Source organism: Bordetella sp. BOR01 (assembly GCF_019218885.1).
Classification (GTDB): Bacteria; Pseudomonadota; Gammaproteobacteria; order Burkholderiales; family Burkholderiaceae_B; genus Bordetella_A.
In genome coordinates, this window is record NZ_JAHUWT010000003.1 from 802,878 (window position 1) to 820,402 (window position 17,525).

The window sequence follows — 17,525 nt, forward strand, 5'->3', positions numbered from 1 at the left end:
CGCGCAGGGTATTTGCAGCCAATGATTTATTTTTAGTACCCTATCACTTATTGAAATGGGCTAAGCGGGAAGCCACGCCATGAACCTACGCCATATCGAAGTCTTCTACGCGATCATGCAGGCGGGTTCGGTCACCGGCGCGGCTCATCTGCTGAACGTGACGCAGCCGGCCGTCAGCAACGTGCTGCGCCATGCGGAACAACAACTCGGCCTGAAGCTTTTTGAACGAATAGCAGGACGCCTGCAGCCAACCCCCGAGGCATACGACATTTTCCCCGACGTACAGGAGATCTTCGGCCGCATCGGGACGCTGAACCGGATGGTGGAAGAGATGCAAGGAGGCCGCACCGGCCGCCTTGCCATCGCCGCGTCTCCGACACTGGTCAACGCCTATCTGCCCAAGGCGATTGCCCGGCTCAAGACACGTGCCGCGCAAGTCACGATACAGTCGCTGCCAACCGCCATCGCCATTGAACGGGTGGCGCGGCGAGAGGTCGATATCGGGTTTGTCTACGGGCCTGTTATCGATCCCGGCGTGGTCATGGAGGCCCTGGGAGGCTCTGACCTGGTGTGCGCGCTGCATCGCCGGTCGCCGCTGGCAAAGCACAAGGTGCTCGAACCTCGGCACTTGGCGAGCGCGACGGTCGTGTCGACCGGGCGATCCACCCGGATTGGCGTGGCGGTGAAAGAAGCGTGCGAAGCCCATGGGCTGCCCACGCCCACCGTGTCCGTCGAAGTGAACTCATCGTTGGCGGCATGCCTGATGGCGGCCGAAGACGTGGGCGTGGGCCTGGTCGACCTTGCAACGGTGAATCAATATGCCTTGCCCAACGTCGTATTCCGCCCCTTTTGGCCCCAAGTCGAACTGCACCTCTGCCTGATATTTCCGAAAGACCGTCCAAAATCGCGGGCCACTGTGCGTTTCGCCGATGCGCTGCGCGAACTGGTGGCGGCCGGGCCGCGTACCCGCGCGGCCGGTTGACGCAGCTTCCCCGCCTGGCAGTTCAAGGTACCTGCCTGGGCGACGCGCTCCGGCGGCGCGGCGACGCCGAATGCGCTTAATCGCCTGTTTTGAATTCTGAATAAAAATAAATAAAAACTGCCAAACAGAAATCGCAGATTTCGATTCATTCTTGATTAACGGCGATATTGATATCCGCCCAAAACTAAATCCAATTCCTTGATCCAACCCCAGAGTGACGCCCGACGACTATTCATATAGTCCCACCCGCGCCTCTGAAAACGGCGACGGCACCGGCCTTTCGGCATGGGTTTGGACGATCAGCCGCGATGCTCTTCGCGGGTATTGGATATTGAAAGAACCCAAAAAATCTGGCCGCCGGATTATTTCAGCTGCGTCTGCACATACCTTTTTTGGGAATTTTATTTTATGAAATTGCGCACGATTTTCATTATCAAGCAAACCGCCGCGAGTCTGGCACTGGCCGGCGCCTTGCCCCTGGCTGCGCACGCCGCCTCGGGCACGGTCGAATTCGAAGGCGAAATCGTCCAGTCGACCTGCGACGTCACCGGCACCACCAAAGACCAAACCGTGGTCATTGGCACGTATCCGACCTCGTTGTTCCAGAACGTGGGCGATGTGTCCTCGTCCAAGTCGTTCACCATCGACATGGCCAATTGCGAAGCCGGCGCCTACACCGTCCGCTTCGACGGGCCAAACCCCGCCGCGCAGCCGGGGCTGCTGGCCGTTAATGAGGCTACCGGCGTAGGTATCGAGATCCTGGATCAAAACGACCGCTTGTTCCCGCTGGGCCAAGACGTCACCGACTCGGCCGTCGTCACTGTGGGCGCAGGCGGTTCGGCTACGGTCAACCTGAAGGCCCGCTACAAATCCTTCGAGTCCACCGTGGGTGCCGGCGAAGCCAACGCCACCTCGACCTTCTCGATCGAGTACCGCTGATCCTTCCCCTTACCGGGTCTTGCCGGCGCGGTGTCCCGTGCCGGCAAGACCCGGCGCACTTCCCGCTCGACCGCAACACCCCTCGGCAAGACCTCAGGCAAGACACCCCATGATTCTTATGCGAACACTCCACCACGTCGCCATGCGCCTGGCGGCCCGCGTATTGGCCACGCTGGCGCTGGGCCTGGCCGTGGTCGCCGCAGCGCAAGCCGCCGTGCATGTGCAGACCAGTCGCGTCATCTACCCCGCCAAGGCGGCTTCGGCTTCGGTGGCAATCTCCAACAAGAGCACGCTGCCATACCTGGTGCAGGCCTGGCTGGACACTGGGGATCCCTCGGTCATTCCCGACGACCTGCCGATCGCGATCACGCCGCCCTTGCTGCGCCTGAGCCCAGGCGAGGAGGCCTTGTTACGCGCCGTGTATGCGGGCCAAGGGTTGCCGACCGACCGTGAGTCGGTGCTGTGGATCAACGTACAGGAAATTCCGCCCAGCTCGGATGCTTCCAATGCGCTGCAAATCGCCATACGCACGCGCATCAAGCTGTTCTACCGGCCGGCCTCGCTGCAGGTCTCGCTGGATGAAGCCGCCCGCGCACTGCAATGGCGCGTCGACGGCAAGACGCTCGTCATTACAAACCCCAGCGCGCTGCACATCACCTTTTCGCACGTCCAGGGCCAGTCCGTCGCCGGCGGCGGCCAGGGCATTGACCTCGACATGATCGCGCCAGGCCAGACCCTGGCCGTGCCCTTGGCGCAGTTGCGCCTTTCCGATGCCTCTGTATTGCGCTTTGGCTACATCAACGATTACGGCGGCACTTCGGAAATCATCGACGCAACCCTGCAGCGCTGACCGCCCGGCCGACATTCACCATGGATACCCTGCTCAGTACATCCCGCCCCACGGGGGGGTGGAAACTTCTTGTCCCGATAAGAGCTTCGCTGGCCGCCCTGCTTGCCTTCGGCGCTTATCTTCCCGCGACCGCCCAGCCGGAATTCAACCTGAAATTCCTGCGCGGCAGCGCACGCGACGCCGATATTTCGGCCATGGCCAGCCCGGGCGCCGTCCTGCCCGGCACGTATCCATTCATCATCTACATCAACGGTACCGAGACGGCCCGCGAAGATGTCGTGTTCGCCAAGACGGCACAGGGGCGCGTCGCCCCTTGTCTGAGCGCCTCTCGATTGCGGTCTTGGAGCGTGACGCTGCCAGAGACAGACACCGGTTGCGTGGACCTCCAGACCCTGATCCCGGACGCACACGCCAGCTACAACGGCAACCAGCAGCGCCTGGACTTGAGCGTGCCGCAGCAGTACCTGGCTGCGGTGCCACGCGGCTATGTGGCGCCATCACTGCGCGATCAGGGCATCAATGCGGCGTTCCTGAACTACAACCTGACCGGCATGCACAATCACCAGAAGCAGTCTGGCCGTTCGGACTATTTCTATGGCTCGTTCGGCAGCGGCATCAACCTGGGAGCCTGGCGCCTGCGCCATAACGCCACGGTCAACCATGAAAGCCACGGCACCGGCACCCATTGGCGCAACCAGAACACCTGGGCCGAACGCGACCTGCAATCCATCCGCAGCCGCATGCTGCTGGGCGACGGCTTTACCAGCAACAGCGTCTTCGACAGCGTGCAGTTTCGCGGCGGTCAATTGGCCAGCGACGACGAGATGCTGCCCTACAGCCAGCGCAGCTACGCGCCCGTGGTGCGCGGCGTGGCCGCCAGCAGCGCGCGCGTCGAGATCCGCCAGGACGGCAACCTGATCTATGCCGTGAACGTGGCGCCGGGCCCGTTCCTGATCAACGACATCGTGCCCAACCGCATGAGCGGCGACCTGGAGGTAAGCGTGATCGAGGCCGATGGATCGGTGCAACGTTATCGGCAAGCCTTCTCGGCGGTGGAAACCATGCTGCGTCCTGGACTGTGGCGCCACGAAATCAGCGCCGGCGAACTGCGCAATGGCTACGCACAATATCGTCCGGTTTTCCTGCAAGGCACGGTCGCACGCGGGCTGGAAAGCAACACCACGCCCTACGGCGGCCTGCTGCTGGCCGAGCACTATGCGGCCGCCGCGCTGGGCGTGGCGCAAAGCCTGGGCGAATTCGGCTCGGCGTCGGTGGATGTGACCGCGGCGCGTACCAAACTGGCCAATGGCGACATCAAGACGGGCCAGAGCTATCGTTTCTTGTATTCCAAATCGCTGAACGACCTGGGCACTGAGTTCCGCCTGGTGGGCCACCGCTACTCGACCGCGAACTACTACGATTTCAACGATGCGGCCGCCGAACGCGACCGCTGGCGCAACGGCTATTATGAAAGCGCTTACTGGGATCCGCGCGGCTTCGACGACGGCACCCCCGCCTGGGCTTCGTCGCATGAGCGGTACGCGTACAGCACCCGCTACTACAACAAGCGCAATCGCCTTGACCTGGCGATCAACCAGCGCCTGTCCGACCAGGTGTCTCTCTACGCCAACTACAGTAACCAGACCTACTGGGGATCGGGCGACAAGGCACGCGACATCCAGGTAGGCCTGAACGGCCGCATCAAGACCGTGAACTACGGCCTGTTCTTGCGCGACACACGCAGCCAGCATGGCTACAACGACCGCATGGCGGGGGTGAGCATCGCGATTCCGCTGGGCCGGCGGGAACGCTCGCGCCTCAGTTCCAGTTCGTCGTACACCCATTCACGCGAATCGGGTAGCAACATGCGAACGGGCATCAATGGCACCGCACTGGACGACAGCCGCCTGGCCTATGGCATGAATATCGGCCATTCGGATTCCTCGGGCGCTTCCGGCTCGGCCAACGTGGCCTACCAGGGCGGCAAGGCCGCCATCAGCGCCGGCGCCGCGTCTTCCGAACAGTACAGCCAGTTCAATTGGGGCTTGAGCGGCGGCCTGCTGGCGCACGGTGGAGGCATGACGTTCAGCCAGCCGCTACAGCGCACCATCGCAGTGGTGCATGCGCCCGGCGGCGCCGGCATCGGCATCGAGAACCAGGCTGGCGTACGCGTGGACGATGACGGTTATGCCGTGGTCCCGGGCATGAGCCCGTATCGCTTCAACCGCGTGGCATTGCGCACCGATGACCTGGGGGGCGATATCGATGCCAGCAAGGTCGCGGCCAATGTGGTGCCGACGCGCGGCGCGATCGTGCGCATCGATTTCGATACCCGGCGCGGCAACAGCCTGATGATCCGCAGCACCCGCTCCAATGGCCAGGCCGTGCCGCTGGGCGCCAATGTATTCAACGCCCAGGGGCTCAATCGCGGCGTGGCAGGCCCGCAGGGCCAGATCTTCGTCAGCGGCGTGCAACCCGGCGACGTGCTGTCGGTGCGCTGGGGCGACGCCGAAGACGAGGGCTGCCTGCTGGACCTGGGCAGCCTGCCTGCCGCGCGGCTGGATGCGTCCAGCACAGGCTACCAGCGCGTCGAATTACTCTGCCGCCCGCAAGGGCGGCCCTAAGGAAACCCGTCATGTTCCAGAGCTGGATCTCAACCGTCACTTTGGCCGCGGCGCTGCTGGCCGCACCGCACGCGGCCCTGGCCTTGTCCTGCAAAGATGCCCAGAATGAATCGATCCGCAGCGTCATCGCCTTGGACAAAGACATTTTTGTGTCGACCGGCGATATCGTCCCAGGCAAGCTCCTGTGGCGCTCGTTCAACTACACCGTGAGTTTTCGCTGCGTGGATGACTACGAGCAGCCATACGGCGAAAGTGCCTATCTGTATTGGGATCCCGTGCAGGTCCTGGGAAACATCCATCCGTCGATCGAGGTAGGCGTGACGTACCAATCTGTCGATTACAAGCCTACCGTTAACGGCCGCGTCCTTGCAGGCGCAGCCACGACGCCACCGTCCAACAAGAGCAACTGCACGCAGTACTGGAACAAATCCACGGCCCCTGCATGCGCCACGTCACAGGTCATTACCGTCACGTTCTCGGTCTACATCAAGGCGACAGGAGCTTCGCCGCCCCCCGGCGGCCAGATCACCGATACAGGCACATACGATCTGTTCCAGGTCGACGGCGTGGCGAACCTGAATGCCAAGCCCGATTCCAATTTTCGCGCGGCGATTTCCGGCCTGGAGCGCATACGCTTCATCGCCTGCAATCCCGAGATCACCGTAGTGGCCAACGGCGGTTCAGCGGTGCAGTTTGGCAGGATTGCGGCCAGCGGGGCGCAGCCTGGCGCGGTGGCGCGTTCGGTACCCTTTGCCGTGGAAATCAACATGAGCGGCCCCAACGCAGGCGACGAGTGCCATGGACGGTCTCTGGTGGGCAGTTTCAGTACCTCACATACCGTCATAGACAAAACCACCATCCTGCCTGACAACGACAGTGGCTTTGGCATCGTAATGACCCCAGCCGACCACCCCTTGGCTGCAGTTCCGATGAATACGGCAATGGCGCTGAATGCCGTGAACAACTTCATCGCATCGCTGAAATGGCTGAGCAATACACCGCGCATCGGACCGTTTCAAGCCAGCGCCACGCTTGACGTGTCGTTCCGATAACGGATACTTGGAATCGGCGGATCGTGTCTAGCCGGCAAAGCCATACAAGCGGGCCGGATTGTCCACCAGCACGCGCTGCCTGACTTCGGCCGGCGCCCAGCGCGACAACAGATTGCACAGTGCGCCGTCGTCGGGCATGCGGTCTGCCTGGTAATAGTTGATGTGCGGCCAGTCGGTTCCCCACACGACCTGTTCGCTGTTGGCCTGCAGGATGGCCTGCGCGAACGGGTCTACGTCGCGGTAAGGCGGCCCGCTGCTTGTATTGCGGTCGGCGCCGGATATCTTGGCCCAAAGGGCGCCCTGAGCCAACTGTTGGCACAAGAACCGGAAGCCAGGGTCATCCACGCCACGCTGCGTGCTCATGCGCCCCATGTGGTCGATGACCAGCGGCAAGTTCAAGGCCTTGAGCGCCGGCATGAGTTCCGGCAGATCGGGCGCATGTACCCAGATTTGCGCGTGCCAGCCCCGCGCCGCCAGGCGGGGCGCCAGGGCCTGCAGCACCTCGAGCCCCACGCCATTGCGATACACGGTCTTGCCATCCAGCCGGTACAGGTTGGCGCGCACACCTCTTACACCGGCTTCGGCATAGCGGTCCAGTTCGGCGTCGCGCAGGTCCAGGCGGGGCACGATCACGCCACGCAGGCGTTGGGGGTAGCGCGCCAGCGCGTCGAGCACGATGTCGTTGGCGGTGCCAGACGCGCTGCCGGTGACCAGCACGCCGCGATCCAGCCCCAGCTCGTCCAGATGCGCAATGAAGGCCTCGGCCGGATACGCTTCGGGTGTGTAGCTGCGTTCTTTGTCCAGCGGAAACCGGTCGAACGGCCCGAAGATGTGCGCATGCGCGTCACAGCTTCGGGGCGGCGGCGCGAAATCAAGCGCCTGGGCTTCGGTACGCGCGGGCAAGCAGGGTCGGGTCATGTCGGTCCTTAATCAGCGGCAAGTTTGCCTTGGGCATCCAGGGCGCGGGCGGTTTCCAGTTCAGCGGCCAGTATCCGCTGCCATTGGCCGGGCGTCACCACCAGGGCAACGCTGCCCGAGCCATGCAGGCGCTCGCGTACCGTGGCGGCCTGCAAGGCCTGGTTCAGTGCGGCATTCAGTTGCTTGATAGTGTCGCTGGGCGTGCCGGCCGGGGCCACCAGGCCGGACTGCGTCATGGAAGTGAATCCGCCCACGCCTGCCTCGGCCAAGGTAGGCACATCGGGCAGGAAGCGGTCGCGCTCGGCTGACAGTACGGCCAGGCCGCGCAGCTTGCCCGCCCGGATATTGGCGTACGAGCTCGTCACCTGATCGACAATGGCGTCGATCTGCCCCCCCAGCAAGGCCGTGATGGCCGGCGCCGAGCCCTTGAATGGCACGGCGGTGAAATGGCAATGCGACGCCTCTTCGAGCCTGAGCAGCGCGATATGGTTAGTGGTGCCCAGCCCGGAATGCCCGACCGTGACGGCATCTTCGTGGCGCCGTGCCTCGTCGAGCAACTGTGCCATGGTCTGGAACCGGCCTTTCGGATTCACCGCGACGACCTGCGAGGCCGACCCCAGTCCGCCCACGGCGGCGAAGTTCTTCAAGGTGTAGTCCGTATCGACCATGAAGGGCGCCACGGTGATCGCGTTGGGCGTGGTTACCAGCAGGGTGTGGCCGTCGGGCGCCGCACGCGCGACCAGGCTGGCGCCAATGACACCGCCCGCACCGGGCTTGTTCTCGATGACTACCGGCATGCCCAGCGCGGCCCCCAGCTCGGGCGCGACCGCGCGCGCCACGGTGTCCAGATTGCCGCCCGGCGAGAAAGGCACCACCAGCACGATGGGCTGGCCGTTATTGAATGCCGGGGACTGAGCCCGGGCCGGCGCCGCCCCCGCCAGCAGCGCCGGCGCCATGCCGGCGGCCGCACAGAATCGCCTTCGGTCCATGCTGCGTCTCCTGGTCCGTTATAGGTATTGTCTTGGCGGGGTTGGGAACACGCCGTGGCCCCGAGGGCCCTGCCGGCCCTTTTTTCAGGATAAGTAGCGCTGCCTGCCGCCGGTAGTTGCCGATGACTCAAGAGGGCTTCACGTTTCGTGAAGCACGCCCAGGCTGCGGTGCCACGCATCAGGCCCAGCCCAAACGGGATGTCAGCGCCCCCACGCCTTCGCGCAGCAGCGCCACCCAGCCCGGCAGCTTGGCGGCATCGAAACGGAAGTCGGGCACGGTGAGCGTCAGGTTGCCCCGTATCTGGCCCTGGTTGTCGAAAAAGGGCACGGCAATGCCATGCGCTTCGGGTGCGCGTTCCGCATAGCTGACGGCATACCCCTGTTGCCGTATGCGTTCTAGCGCCGCGCAGAGTTCGGTGGCCCGCAAAGGCCGACCGTTCAAGGGCGAGGGCTCGGCACGGCGGATGACTTCATCGATTTCCTGCGGCCCGAGAAATGCCAGCAGCGAACGCGCGGTGGCGCCCCAGCTCAGGGGCTGCAGGCGATTGTGCTGGATGGTGTAGCGCAGGGGATGCGCGGGCGAGGCCGACAGCGAGAAGTACATCTGCAGTTCGGCGCGATCGAGCAGCGCCAGGATGACGGTTTCATCGGTGCGGTCGCGCACATCGCGCAGAATGGGCTCGGCCAGTTGGTTCAGCGGCATTTCCGATGCCAGCTTGCCCGCTAGCCGGTACAGCGCCAGCCCCGGCCGATACAGGCCGTCGTCGTCTTGCATGACGTAGTTCAGCGGCTTGCACAGGCCCAGCAGCCGATGCGCGGTTGCCTTGGGCAAATTCAGTGCCCGTGCCAGGTCGTTGAGCCCCCAGCGTTCTTGCTCGGCGAAGCAACCGAGCAAGCGCAGCACACGATTGACGGTGCCGCTGTCGCCGCCGCGCGGCAGGGTAGGCAGGGCAGCGGCCAGCGAAACCGCAGGCTTGTCGGCCGATGATTCATCAGATACCATAGTTTCACTAATCGATATGTAGTTCCGCTTAACGGAACTATACCACTCCGCCCCACACCAGGCAATTCCACACCCGCAGGGCTGCCCATGACCGCCTCTCTTTCCCGGATGCTCGGCCAGTTCGTCCATGACACCCGTTTCGACGACCTGCCCGATCACGTCGTCGACCTGGGCAAGGCCTGCTTGCTGGATGCCCTGGGCACCGCTTACGCGGCGCGCCATCTGCCGGTACCCGGCATCGCCCGCCGGTTCGTCGGCCACAACGCGGGCAGGGCGGTCGTCATTGCCGGCGGCCAGCGGGTTCCGGCGGTAGACGCGGCCTTTGTCAACGCCACGCTGGTCAATGGATGCACTCACGACGACTTTCTGCAGAAATCGCATCCGGGCGCCGTCGTGGTGCCGGCGGCCCTGGCCGTGGCCGATGAACAGAACTGCTCGGGTGCAGAGCTGTTGACTGCGATCGTGCTGGGCTATGACCTGGTGGCGCGCGCCTACCTGGGCGGCCCCGGCATGCTGCCCGCCTTTCGCGCCACGGGCGTGGCCGGCGCCATCGGCGCGGCGGGCGCGGCGGCCAGGCTATTGGGCCTGTCGGCCGAGCAAACCGCCCATGCCCTGGGCTGCGCGGCAATGTTCGCGTCCGGTTTCGGCGAAGGCTTCCGGTCGGGCACCACCGAAGTCAAGCTGAATGTGGGCTGGGCCAGCCGCAGCGGCGTGTCGGCCGCCCAGCTTGCCCAGGCCGGCGCCACGACATCGCCGACGGTTTTCGAGGGCGAGTCGGGCTATTACCAGGCCTTTGCGCGCACGGCGCGGCATGCGGATGCGGCCGTCCAGGACCTGGGGGAACGGTTCCTGATCGAAGACACGGTCTACAAAGAGCGCCCCGTCTGCGTCTTCGTGCAAACGCCGGTGCAGCTTGCGCATCAACTGGCCAGCCAGCACCAGCTGGACGCCCAGGGCATCACGCGCGTTACGGTACGCGCGCCCGAACTGACACTGAGCAATCCCGGCTACCAGAATGTGGCGCCCTATGCATCGCCGCTGAAGGCGCGCATCAGCGCCCGGTTCACGGTGGCGGCGGCCCTGTTGGGCCGGCCCGTCGACACCTATGCCTACTACGACAACACCGGCGACGGCCCGGTGCTTGCCCTGGCCGAAAAAATCCACTTGCTCGAGCCCGAGCCCGGCCAGGGCGGCCGGGTCGACGTGCAGATCACCTGCAACGGCGTCGGCTACTCAGCCTCGGGCCAGGAAATGGACACCCTGAAACCGACGGCGGACAAGGTCGTCGCCAAATTCCGGCGCCTGACCGCCGACCTGGCCCCTGAAAAAACCGAACGCCTGCTGCAAACGGTGCTGGGCCTGCAAGACCTGCAACAGATCGATGGGCTGAGCGCGCAGTTGGAGACGCTGTGATGCCAGTCTTGCTTGTCGATGATTCCTTCACAACGACCACCACAGGGAAGAATCATGAAACCCATACGCTTCATTTCAGCCAGCCTGGCGGCCGCCGCCTGCGTGTCGGCAACCGCCGCCCATGCCGCCTACCCTGACAAGCCCATCGTGCTGGTGGTGCCGTTCGCGCCAGGCGGATCCACCACTGTGGTGGCACGCGCGGTGGCCGAGCGCGCCGAGAAACTGCTGGGCCAGCCCATCGTCGTAGAAAACAAGCCCGGCGCCGGCAGCGTGGTGGGAAGCAACGTCGTCGCCAAGGCCGCACCCGACGGCTACACCTTGCTGGTGGGGCAGACCGGTTTCGCGGTGAATGATTCGCTGCGCAAGAACCTGCCCTACGACACGCTCGAAGACTTCACCCCGATCGCACTGCTGGCTGACCATCCGGGCGTTTTCCTGGCGCAGGCGCAGAAGCCCTACGATACCTTCGAGCAATTCATTGCCTATGCGAAGGCGAATCCGGGCAAGGTGACCTATTCATCGGCCGGCGTGGGCAGTTGGCCGCACCTGTCGATGGCCATGTTCGCCAACGAAGCCGGGCTGTCGCTGGTTCACGTTCCGTATCAGGGTACCGGGCCGGCCAAGGCCGACCTGGTGGCGGGGCGTGTCGACGTCAAGATCGAGGCTTATGCGACATCGCGCGCCATGGTCGAAGACGGCCGCCTGAAAGTGCTGGCCGTCACCAGCACGCAGCGGGCCGCCGAACTGCCCGACAAGCCCACGATCGCCGAGTCCGGCTATCCCCGCTACGAGACTTCATACTGGATAGGCATTCTGGGTCCGGCAGGACTGCCGCCCGACATCGTTGCCAAATTGCAGCAGGCCTTCACCACCGCGGCCAAAGACCCCGCTGTGATCGCGCAAATGGAACAACAGAGCATCGTGCCGCGCGGGCTGCCGGCGGCCGACCTGGATACGCTGCTGAAGAAAGAAATTGCCAAGTGGCGGCAGGTGATCGAAGACAGCAACATGGAAAAACAATAAGGACGCCATGCCATGACTACCGATCCGGATTTTGCGGTGGACGACACTCTCCTGGCGTTTCGCGTGGACGACTTTACCGACGGGTGGATCGACGCGCCCCAGGTAATGCTGCTGCACGGCATCGCCGAATCGGCCGAGGCGTTCAATGGCTGGGTACCGCACCTGGCCCGCCATTGCCGGGTCATCCGCCCGGACCTGCGCGGCCACGGCCGGTCGGGCCCGGTGCAAAAGGGCGAAACGCTGAGCGTTGCCAGGCTGGCCGACGATGTGCAGGCGCTGGCCAACCATCTGCGGCTCGAGCACGTGCACGTCGTGGGCGCCAAGCTGGGCGCGCAAGTGGCGCTGGAACTGGCGCAGCGCCGCGCGCCGTGGATGGTGTCGCTTACGCTGGCCGGCGTGCTGATCTCGCCGGCCGATGCGCTGGGCAAGTGGCTGGTGCAATGGATGCAACTCGTGGACGAGCAAGGCGTGGAAGGCTGGGCACGCGCGACCATGCCAGGGCGCATGGGCGCCGCCTTGCCCGCCGCCGGCCTGGCCTGGTGGACCGAATACATGGGCCGCACACAGGCCGAGACTGCCAGGGCCTGCTTCCGCTTGATTGCCGCGTCGCGAGAACCGCGGGCGCTGGAGCAGATATGCTGCCCCACCCAGGTGATCGCGCCCGTGCAGCCCGGGCAGGCCGCCGCGTTCAAGCAGCAGCCCTCGCTGGATGAAGTGCGCCGCTGGCTGGCGCGCATACCCGGCGCGCGGCTGGTCGAGCTACCGGCCGATTCGTACCATATCGCGGCCACGCATCCGGACGACTGCGCGGCCTTGACGGCAAAGTTCATCAAGGAGCACACATCATGATGGGATGGCGAGGACGTATTGGCTTTCTGGTGCCGCCAGGCAACCCGACGGTCGAGCCCGAGATGATGCAATTGGCGCCACAGGGGGTGTCGCTGCACTTTACCCGCATGGTGGCGCACGGCACCGCCGGCGCGCACGATGGCCAGGAAGACCGCAACCGCACCCAGATCGCCCACCTGGCCGAGAACACGGCCTTGCTGGCCATGGTAAAGCCCGGCGTAATCGTCATGGCGCACACGGCCACCAGCTACACGCTGGGCAAAGACGGCGAGGCCGCCATGGTCGAGCGCATGCGGCGCGAACACGGCATCCCCTTCATCACGGCATTCGGCAGCGTGCTGGCGGCCTTGCGGCACTTGGGTGTGGAACGGGTTGCCTATGCTACGCCCTACAACCAGCAGGTCACTGCCCGGGGCAAGGCGCATCTGGAGTCGCATGGCTTGCAGGTCGTGTCGCACGGTATGCTGCCAGGCGTGTCGAACATCTACGACGAAACCGCCGAGCGCGCCTACCAACTGGCGCGCCAGGTCGATTGCCCCGAAGCGCAGGCGGTGTTCCTGAGCGGCGTCGGCATGCCCACCATCGCGGTACTCGACCTGCTGGAACGCGACCTGGGCAAGCCGGTGATCTCAAGTGCATCGGCCATGATGTGGAATGCGCTGCGCGCCATAGGCCTGCGCGAGCCGCTGCGCCATGGCGGATGCCTGCCGTTCGGCGAAGACGAGCGGGAACAGGAACACGCACAGGAAAAACACTCATGATCCGCTATCTTTCCGAAGCGCAAGTACGCCAGCTGCTGACGATGCAGGATGCCATCGTCCAGGTCGAGCGGGCCTTCATGGCACGGGCGCAAGGCAAGGCATTCGACGTGCCGCGCGTGCGCACGCGGCAGCCCGGCGGGCACCTGCACATCCTGCAGGCGGCGGCGCCCGAGCTCGACTTCATCGGCTACAAGGCTTATTACATCCGGCCCGACAAATCGCGCACGTCGCTGTTGCACCTGATCAACATGAGCCAGGGCAACCTGGAAGCGATCATCCAATCGGACTGGTTGGGCCAGATACGCACGGGCGCGGCGACCGCGGTGGCGCTGCGCGCGCTGGCGCGCAAGCAGGCCGGCGTGCTGGGCCTGTTCGGCTCGGGCCGGCACGCGCAAACCCAGCTCGAGGCAGCCTGCGCCGCCTGCGCGCTGAGCGAAGTGAAAGTCTTCGGACGCGATGCCCAGCGCGTGCGCGAATTCTGCGACAAGATGGCGCGGCAGACCGGTGTCACGGTTCGGCCAGCCGCGTCGCGCGAAGAAACTGTCAAGGGCTCGGACATCATCCTGACCATCACGCGCAGCAGCGAACCGCTGTTCGACGGGCGCTGGCTCGAACCCGGCCAGTGCATCGCGGCCGTGGGATCGAACGCGCTGGACCGCCGCGAGATCGATACCCACACCGTGCGGCGGGCTGACTTGATCGTGGCCGATTCGGTGCAGGTCGCGCAACATGAATCCGGCGACCTGCTCAGCGCCTATGAAAGCGGCCTGGTCTACTGGGAAAACCTGGCCGACCTCGGCCAGGTGCTGGCCGGGTTGCGGCCAGGCCGGACCCGCGACGATCAGATCATTCTGTTTGAATCGCACGGCATGGCGCTGCAGGACATTTATGCGGGCGCGCACATCCTGCGCCTGGCGCGCAGCCAGGATGTGGGCCTGGACCTGCCCATCGGCGACCGGTAGCCCCCGGCAGGAGCGGCATCCATGCACAACATCGACTGCGCCGTCATCGGTGCCGGCGCCGTGGGGCTGGCGATCGCGCGCGAACTGGCCTTGGCCGGACGCGAGGTCATCATGCTGGAAGCCGAGCCCACGTTCGGCGCGCATACCAGCTCGCGCAATTCTGAAGTCATCCATGCCGGCATCTCGTACCCGGCGGACTCGCTGAAGGCCCGCTTCTGCGTGCAGGGCAAGCATGCCCTGTACCAGTACTGCGCCCGGCGCGGCATCGACCATGCGCGCATCGGCAAGCTGATCGTGGCCACCGGCCCGGACGACCTGGCCGGCCTGCAAGGCTACGTCAGGCGCGCGCAGGAAGCCGGTGTCAATGATCTGCGCATGATCGATCAACACGAACTGGCCGACCTGGAACCGGCGGTCAGGGGCCTGGGAGCCGTTCACTCACCCTCGACCGGCATCGTGGACAGCCACGGCCTGATGCTGGCTTTACTGGGCGACGCGGAAAACGCGGGCGCGATGCTGGTCGCGAACAGCCCGGTGCTGGACGGCGAGATCGCGCACGAAGGCATCGTGCTGCGCCTGGGCGGCGCCCAGCAAACCGAAATCTTGTGCGCGAACGTGGTCAACAGCGCCGGCCTGTGTGCAACGCGCGTGGCAGCCGGCCTGAAAAACCTGGCCGCCGGCAGCGTGCCGCGCATCCATTATGCAAGGGGGCGCTACTACACCATGAGCGGCGCATCGCCCTTTCGCCACCTGGTGTACCCCGTGACGCGCGAGGCGACGATGCGCGTGCACGTCACCCTGGACCTGGCCGGGCAATGCCGCTTCGGCCCTGACCTGGAATGGATAGACGAGGTGGACTACCGTTTTGGCGACGAGCGCGAGGCGCTGTTTTACGCGGGCATCCGCCGCTATTTTCCGGCCCTGCCCGACGGCGCGCTGCAGCCCGGCTATACCGGCATCCGGCCCAGGCTGGCCGGGCCGGATGCGCCGCTGCATTCGGGCGCCGATGATTTCCGCATCGAAGGCCCCCGGCACCACGGCGCCAAGGGCCTGGTGAATCTATTCGGGATCGAATCTCCGGGGCTGACCGCATCGCTGGCCATTGGGCAATATGTGCGCGACATGGTGGCGCAGGCCTGACGCGGCCTGGCGCGACAAGCCCGCGTCACCGCGCGGCGGCGCGCCGCGCGAACACCAACACGTTGCCCAGCATCACCAGCGCCAGCCCGGCCACCGCGGAAAGCGTCCATTGGTACCCCTCGGCCACGGTAGAGATGCTTAGCGCCACCACCGGGAACAGGACCGTGCAGTAGGCCGCGCGCGCCGGGCCCATGCGGCCGACCAGCGTCAGGTAGGCGGTGAACGCCACGATCGAGCCGGCGAAAGCCAAGTACAGCAGGGCGCCCACATACGTGGGCGAGGGGTCGAAATCGAAAGGTTGGCCGGTCAGCAGGCAACCGGCCAGCAACACCAGCGACCCGTACATCATGCTGTAGGCATTGCCCGTCAGGGGGCCGATGCCGGCGCGCTGCTGCGCCGACGACAGCATGTTGCCGGTGGAAAAGCACAGCGTGCCCAACAATGCCAGGCCCAGCCCCAACAGGGTTTCATGGCTGGCCTGCTGGCCGGCCACCTCGGGCCAGAACAGCAGCAGCAACCCGCACAGCCCGAAGGCACCACCCAGCATCACGCGCGGCGCGATGCGCGTGCCGAACCACAGGCGGGCGTTCAGCACATTCCATAAGGTCGAGGCGGAAAACACCACCGACACCAGGCCGCTGGATATCCATTGGGTAGCGCTGTAGAAGCACAGGAAATTCAGGCAGAACAGGCACAGGCCCTGGCCCAGGCACAGCAAATGGCCGCGGCGGTCCAGCCGCTGCAGCCGGCCCAGTATCGCCAGGCCTGCCAGCATCACCAACGATGCCAGCGCGAAGCGATAGAAGATGGACACGGGAATGGCAACCACCCCCAATTGCAGCTTGATGGCGATCCAGGTGGAACCCCAGATCAATACGGTAAGCAGGTACAGGAACAGGTTCACGATAAGGGCTGAAGAAAAAACGGGCGGCTGTTGTTGGACGCGCGAGCATCCCGACCGCAGTCTAGGTGCGCCGCCGACGGCGCGATTGCCGGTTCTTGCGCTTTTTGCCATCCGGCCGGCCTGCGCGCGCGCGGGCGCGGACAAGCTGGCGTACGATGAGCGGGCCATGAGCAAGATCGCATCGGCACCGTCCGACTTCGCCCTGTTCCATACCCTGCGCGACGCCAACGTCCAGCTCGACCGCGCCGCGACGCTGGGGGTCGGCCTGGCAGTGGCCCAGTGGAACCGCGACCAACGCGCCGGCCGGGCGCTGATCGACTACGACACCCCGGGCCATCACACCCTGTCGCTGTACCTGCAGGGCGGCGAAACCTGCTTCCGGCTCAGCCATCGCGACCTGCATGGCGGGGCCGGCAAGTTCTGCGTGCTACCCGACCGGCATCACTCGCGCTGGAGCATGAACGAGGAAGTGCGCTTCCTGCACCTGTACATTGCGCCGCAGCGCCTGGCACGCGAGGCCGTCATGCGGCTGGACCGCGAACCCCGCGAGCTCGAACTGCGCGACCGCACCTATATTCAAGACCCGTCGCTGGCACAAGTGTGCCGCGCCCTGCTGGCCACCGACTGGAACCTGCCCGCAGCGCGCCTGGCCGCCAGCAGCGCCGCCGAAACCGTGCTGCATCACCTGCTGACGCAGAGCACGGGCCGATCGGCAGGCCGCACGGCTTCGGTGGGCGGCCTGGCACCCGTGGTGCGGCGCCGCGTACGCGACTATATCGACGCCCACCTGGCCGAGCCCCTGACACTGGACGTGCTGGCGGGCGTGGCGGCCTTGTCTACCTATCATTTCGCGCGCATGTTCCACGCCTCGTTCGGCGAGCCGCCCCACGCCTGGGTGCTGGGCCGCCGGCTGGCGCAGGCGCGCACCCTGCTGGCGTCCACGGCGGACGACCTGGCCGCCGTGGCGCAGGCCTGCGGCTTTGGCAACGCCAGCCACCTCAGCCGGGCATTCCTGCAGGCCGCCGGCGTCACGCCCGGCCAATACCGGGCCGCCACACGCCGGGGCCGCTGAGGTTTCCCCCAGGGGACTACAATAGGCTATTGACCATGAAGACC

General features: G+C 65.3%; 16 protein-coding genes. 12 read left to right on the forward strand and 4 right to left on the reverse strand.

Annotated features, from left to right (window positions below):
- Window positions 1–79 precede the first annotated feature (79 nt).
- The 5 genes from KW845_RS18645 (at window position 80) to KW845_RS18665 (ending at window position 6,447) form a co-directional block, all read left to right on the forward strand.
- Window positions 80–982, forward strand: coding sequence for a LysR family transcriptional regulator (locus KW845_RS18645; RefSeq protein WP_218370827.1), 903 nt, complete (start codon window positions 80–82; stop codon window positions 980–982).
- A 408-nt stretch (window positions 983–1,390) separates the two neighbouring features.
- Window positions 1,391–1,921 carry a fimbrial protein gene (locus KW845_RS18650; RefSeq protein ID WP_218370828.1) on the forward strand — a complete coding sequence of 177 codons (531 nt, stop codon included), beginning with the start codon at window positions 1,391–1,393 and terminating at the stop codon, window positions 1,919–1,921.
- A 118-nt stretch (window positions 1,922–2,039) separates the two neighbouring features.
- A complete protein-coding gene (locus tag KW845_RS18655) occupies window positions 2,040–2,771 on the forward strand; it encodes a molecular chaperone (RefSeq protein WP_255592745.1) in 732 nt (243 codons plus the stop codon).
- A 20-nt stretch (window positions 2,772–2,791) separates the two neighbouring features.
- Entirely contained in the window at window positions 2,792–5,395 is a 2,604-nt protein-coding gene (locus tag KW845_RS18660; RefSeq protein WP_218370830.1) for a fimbria/pilus outer membrane usher protein, read from the forward strand.
- A gap of 41 nt (window positions 5,396–5,436) precedes the next feature.
- Window positions 5,437–6,447: a fimbrial protein gene (locus tag KW845_RS18665; RefSeq protein ID WP_255592746.1), complete on the forward strand. Its 1,011-nt coding sequence runs from the start codon at window positions 5,437–5,439 to the stop codon at window positions 6,445–6,447.
- Between the two features lie 27 nt (window positions 6,448–6,474).
- Here the strand turns inward: KW845_RS18665 and KW845_RS18670 are convergent, their stop codons facing one another.
- From KW845_RS18670 to KW845_RS18680, 3 genes are all read right to left on the reverse strand, one after another.
- Complete coding sequence (locus KW845_RS18670) at window positions 6,475–7,365, reverse strand: amidohydrolase (RefSeq protein WP_218370832.1); 891 nt, start codon at window positions 7,363–7,365, stop codon at window positions 6,475–6,477.
- An 8-nt stretch (window positions 7,366–7,373) separates the two neighbouring features.
- Window positions 7,374–8,354 (reverse strand): tripartite tricarboxylate transporter substrate binding protein, encoded by a 981-nt coding sequence (locus KW845_RS18675; protein ID WP_218370833.1) that lies wholly within the window; start codon window positions 8,352–8,354, stop codon window positions 7,374–7,376.
- A gap of 178 nt (window positions 8,355–8,532) precedes the next feature.
- On the reverse strand, window positions 8,533–9,357 hold the full coding sequence (locus KW845_RS18680; RefSeq protein ID WP_218370834.1) for an IclR family transcriptional regulator: 825 nt from the start codon (window positions 9,355–9,357) through the stop codon (window positions 8,533–8,535).
- Between the two features lie 87 nt (window positions 9,358–9,444).
- Between KW845_RS18680 and KW845_RS18685 the strand changes: the two genes are divergently transcribed.
- The 6 genes from KW845_RS18685 to KW845_RS18710 are packed head-to-tail and all read left to right on the forward strand — an operon-like array spanning window position 9,445 to window position 15,505.
- Window positions 9,445–10,770, forward strand: a complete 1,326-nt coding sequence (locus tag KW845_RS18685; RefSeq protein ID WP_218370835.1) for an MmgE/PrpD family protein — start codon at window positions 9,445–9,447, stop codon at window positions 10,768–10,770.
- A 54-nt stretch (window positions 10,771–10,824) separates the two neighbouring features.
- Window positions 10,825–11,793 (forward strand): tripartite tricarboxylate transporter substrate binding protein, encoded by a 969-nt coding sequence (locus tag KW845_RS18690; RefSeq protein ID WP_218370836.1) that lies wholly within the window; start codon window positions 10,825–10,827, stop codon window positions 11,791–11,793.
- Between the two features lie 12 nt (window positions 11,794–11,805).
- On the forward strand, window positions 11,806–12,642 hold the full coding sequence (locus tag KW845_RS18695; RefSeq protein ID WP_218370837.1) for an alpha/beta fold hydrolase: 837 nt from the start codon (window positions 11,806–11,808) through the stop codon (window positions 12,640–12,642).
- Window positions 12,639–13,403, forward strand: coding sequence for a hypothetical protein (locus KW845_RS18700; protein WP_218370838.1), 765 nt, complete (start codon window positions 12,639–12,641; stop codon window positions 13,401–13,403). Before KW845_RS18695 ends, KW845_RS18700 begins: the two co-directional genes overlap by 4 nt.
- On the forward strand, window positions 13,400–14,365 hold the full coding sequence (locus KW845_RS18705; protein WP_218370839.1) for an ornithine cyclodeaminase family protein: 966 nt from the start codon (window positions 13,400–13,402) through the stop codon (window positions 14,363–14,365). Before KW845_RS18700 ends, KW845_RS18705 begins: the two co-directional genes overlap by 4 nt.
- Before the next feature lie 21 nt (window positions 14,366–14,386).
- On the forward strand, window positions 14,387–15,505 hold the full coding sequence (locus KW845_RS18710) for an NAD(P)/FAD-dependent oxidoreductase (RefSeq protein ID WP_218370840.1): 1,119 nt from the start codon (window positions 14,387–14,389) through the stop codon (window positions 15,503–15,505).
- Between the two features lie 25 nt (window positions 15,506–15,530).
- On the opposite strand, the gene KW845_RS18715 is transcribed toward KW845_RS18710, so the two are convergent.
- Window positions 15,531–16,409, reverse strand: coding sequence for a DMT family transporter (locus tag KW845_RS18715; protein ID WP_218370841.1), 879 nt, complete (start codon window positions 16,407–16,409; stop codon window positions 15,531–15,533).
- A gap of 166 nt (window positions 16,410–16,575) precedes the next feature.
- Between KW845_RS18715 and KW845_RS18720 the strand changes: the two genes are divergently transcribed.
- Window positions 16,576–17,481, forward strand: a complete 906-nt coding sequence (locus tag KW845_RS18720) for an AraC family transcriptional regulator (protein ID WP_218370842.1) — start codon at window positions 16,576–16,578, stop codon at window positions 17,479–17,481.
- Window positions 17,482–17,525 lie beyond the last annotated feature (44 nt).

Excerpts from the sequence above, each read along its gene's own strand:
- KW845_RS18645 (WP_218370827.1), top strand. The coding sequence starts at position 80 with ATGAACCTACGCCATATCGAAGTCTTCTACGCGATCATGCAGGCGGGT.
- KW845_RS18650 (WP_218370828.1), top strand. The coding sequence starts at position 1,391 with ATGAAATTGCGCACGATTTTCATTATCAAGCAAACCGCCGCGAGTCTG.
- KW845_RS18655 (WP_255592745.1), top strand. The coding sequence starts at position 2,040 with ATGCGAACACTCCACCACGTCGCCATGCGCCTGGCGGCCCGCGTATTG.
- KW845_RS18660 (WP_218370830.1), top strand. The coding sequence starts at position 2,792 with ATGGATACCCTGCTCAGTACATCCCGCCCCACGGGGGGGTGGAAACTT.
- KW845_RS18670 (WP_218370832.1), bottom strand. The coding sequence starts at position 7,365 with ATGACCCGACCCTGCTTGCCCGCGCGTACCGAAGCCCAGGCGCTTGAT.
- KW845_RS18675 (WP_218370833.1), bottom strand. The coding sequence starts at position 8,354 with ATGGACCGAAGGCGATTCTGTGCGGCCGCCGGCATGGCGCCGGCGCTG.
- KW845_RS18680 (WP_218370834.1), bottom strand. The coding sequence starts at position 9,357 with ATGGTATCTGATGAATCATCGGCCGACAAGCCTGCGGTTTCGCTGGCC.
- KW845_RS18685 (WP_218370835.1), top strand. The coding sequence starts at position 9,445 with ATGACCGCCTCTCTTTCCCGGATGCTCGGCCAGTTCGTCCATGACACC.
- KW845_RS18690 (WP_218370836.1), top strand. The coding sequence starts at position 10,825 with ATGAAACCCATACGCTTCATTTCAGCCAGCCTGGCGGCCGCCGCCTGC.
- KW845_RS18695 (WP_218370837.1), top strand. The coding sequence starts at position 11,806 with ATGACTACCGATCCGGATTTTGCGGTGGACGACACTCTCCTGGCGTTT.
- KW845_RS18700 (WP_218370838.1), top strand. The coding sequence starts at position 12,639 with ATGATGGGATGGCGAGGACGTATTGGCTTTCTGGTGCCGCCAGGCAAC.
- KW845_RS18705 (WP_218370839.1), top strand. The coding sequence starts at position 13,400 with ATGATCCGCTATCTTTCCGAAGCGCAAGTACGCCAGCTGCTGACGATG.
- KW845_RS18710 (WP_218370840.1), top strand. The coding sequence starts at position 14,387 with ATGCACAACATCGACTGCGCCGTCATCGGTGCCGGCGCCGTGGGGCTG.
- KW845_RS18720 (WP_218370842.1), top strand. The coding sequence starts at position 16,576 with ATGAGCAAGATCGCATCGGCACCGTCCGACTTCGCCCTGTTCCATACC.